Genomic DNA, 2,682 nt, shown 5'->3' on the forward strand with positions numbered 1-2,682 from the left:
CTTCAGTACGCTATGAACAGGAAAAATAGTAGTATCCCGTACCATTTCGTAGATCGTACTACCTTCTGCTAACCTTTGCATCATAGGTTCGGGAATCAGTCCGGAGTCATGAGTCTCAATAGCCCACTGCTGCTGGGCGGCTCGCATATCGGTCAGTACTGTTGCGTGCTCTGAGTCACCAGCCAAATTGTTTACCTGGTAAGGGTCAGCTTCGGTATCGTACAGTTCTTCAGCGGGACGACTGGGTGCCCACATATGTTGCTGGGCGGCAGTCAGATTCCCTTCGGCTAAAACTCGTCGGAGTTCTACCATCACTTCCGACTGGTCGGTATAAAAGTTAGGCTGAGTTAGCGGTAGATGAGGCAGGTAATTACGAATGTATAGGAAACGTTGCCCCCGCACACTACGGGAAATCTCGAAGGCTTCATCTACCCGGTCCGAAGTCGCAAACACGTATTCACGGGCTGGCTGCTGATGTTCACCTAGAAAAGCCGAACCCTGCATTTGATCCGGCACTTTCTGCCCAATAATACTTACCACAGTAGGGGCAAAATCCACAAAGTTGACCAACCGGTCGCGCTGCGTTCCTGGAATCAACTCTAATGCTGGCTGATACGCCGTTGGTGCCTTTACTATAAAGGGAACTTTTAGTCCTGAATCGTAGAGCGTGCGTTTGCCCCGGGGCATGCCGGTGCCGTGGTCGGCGAAAAAGAAGATAATCGTATTTTCGGCCAATCCATCTTCCTGTAACTGATCTAGAATATCTTGCACCTGCCGATCCATAATAGTGACCAAATCGTAGTAGCGGGCCCACATCTTTCGGGTAACTGGGGTATCGAAGAAGTAGGGCGGAATCACCATATCATTGGGGTCGTGCCGCTCTTCCGCACTAAGTTGCTGACCATAATTTTCATAAAACTCCTCGTCGGTACCGAAGATTTTTGATTGGTGGGTAGTTTCAATATTAAATACGCTGAAGAACGGTTTTCCCGCCGGGCGATTGCGCCAGTGGGCCTGCTTACTGGATTCGTCCCAAATGCTACTATCCTGAAAATTGTAGTCCTCTTTGCTATTGTTCGAGCAGTAGTAGCCCGCATCGCGCAGGTAGTGCGGCAACGTTCTCACTTCATCGGGAATTTCTACTTCGGATCGCAAATGCTGGGTCCCCATTGAGGTAGCGTAGATACCGGTGATAAGTGCCGAGCGGGCCGGAGAGCACACCGGGGCGGTAGCAAAGGCCTGGGTAAACCGTACTCCTTCGCTGGCCAACTGGTCCAGATTGGGGGTAATTGCCTGCACATCGCCGTAGCTACCCAAATAAGCGTTCAGGTCTTCGCAGGTAATCCAGAGAATGTTGGGTGGATTTTCGGTGGTCTGAGCGAGTGCTGGTTGGAGCGAAAGTAGCACAAAAAGTAAACTCAGCGGTAAGGTGTAGCGCATAATAGTGGAAATTTAGACAGTCTAAGATAAACATCTTCGTGGATTTTGTCTCTGTCCAACAAAATTCAATAGCCGTGTTCCAACCCTATTAAACCAAATTGAGTCTTGGTAGAAAATAATTATTACTTATTTCCATGAAAACTATTCAGCCGAACCGTATTTCTGTCGTATTTTTTTTCTTATTCATCAGCCTACTATTTATACAGTGTAGCGAAGACGATTATAATCAAACCCAACCTGAGCCAGTACCGCTTACCTGGACCTGGAATCAGGTAGGATTAGATGGTCTTAAAGTTAACAGACTAGAACAAGTTAGGAATCAGCTATACGCCATAACTAACGACGGTCTGTATACAATAAATGTTGATACTGAAAATGAATTTTCCTTAGTAGGCTTGAAGGGCAATAACCTGCTGGACATAGTGTTTTTTGACGAAAATCACCTGCTGGCTTCTTATCGGAATACCGATTACAGTGAGATTGAAATTTACGAAACCCTAGATGGTGGGCTAAACTGGACTATTAAGGAGCACAACTTTGGGCTGCCGGGCACTACCGAAGCAGTAACTGACTTTCAGTGGGATGCTTCTAGTAATACGCTGTACGCCACCGGTTACGGGGTTTTGGCTAAATCTACTAATAAGGGAACTACTTGGGAACCGATCTGGGGCGGCTGGGATTTCTTAGGCACCGGCATGATGCTGGAGATCAATCCTCAAAAATCCAATGACGTCTGGTTTGGTGGCCAAGGCGGTATTGAAAATGGTTACCTAGTCCATTTGCAAAATGAAACAGTGCAAAATGAGTGGAATGATTTAGTGCCAAACCCAACCGTTCCCAAAGCGATTGTTTTTGATAATAGCACTCCGCAAAACATATATGTAGGTTGGGAGGGTGAACTCAATAAAACTTCTGACGCAGGAAATACTTGGGAGACCTTGATCGATCGTCACGAAGAAGCCCACTTCTTCTTTGGGGTAGGTATCAGTGATAGCAACCCTGACTTGGTCTTTGCGGGGAAATGGATAAAGGCAGCCGAGCAACAACCCTTAACCTTGTATTATTCTCAAGATGGAGGAGATACCTGGAAAGAAGATACTTATGCCGATGAAGACCAGGGAGGCATTTTTGATCTTAAAGTGATCAGTACGGAAAGCACCGAAAGAATATTTTTAGCCTTGGACCAAGGTGGTGTATACGAAGTTATAATGAATACCAACGAACCTCAAACCATTGAGTAAT

At 46.5% G+C, this 2,682-nt stretch carries 2 protein-coding genes; one reads left to right on the top strand and one right to left on the bottom strand.

Annotated features, from left to right (window positions below; genetic code table 11):
- Positions 1-1,440: sulfatase family protein (locus WBA23_RS25835; protein ID WP_424585163.1), on the bottom strand; the 1,440-nt coding region annotated here is incomplete at its 3' end.
- 134 nt (positions 1,441-1,574) lie between these two features.
- Here WBA23_RS25835 and WBA23_RS25840 point away from each other — a divergent pair.
- Complete coding sequence (locus WBA23_RS25840; RefSeq protein WP_424585164.1) at positions 1,575-2,681, top strand: hypothetical protein; 1,107 nt, start codon at positions 1,575-1,577, stop codon at positions 2,679-2,681.
- Position 2,682: the final 1 nt, after the last annotated feature.

It is taken from the genome of Tunicatimonas sp. (assembly GCF_049647865.1).
GTDB lineage: Bacteria > Bacteroidota > Bacteroidia > Cytophagales > Cyclobacteriaceae > Tunicatimonas.

Excerpts from the sequence above, each read along its gene's own strand:
- WBA23_RS25840 (WP_424585164.1), top strand. The coding sequence starts at position 1,575 with ATGAAAACTATTCAGCCGAACCGTATTTCTGTCGTATTTTTTTTCTTA.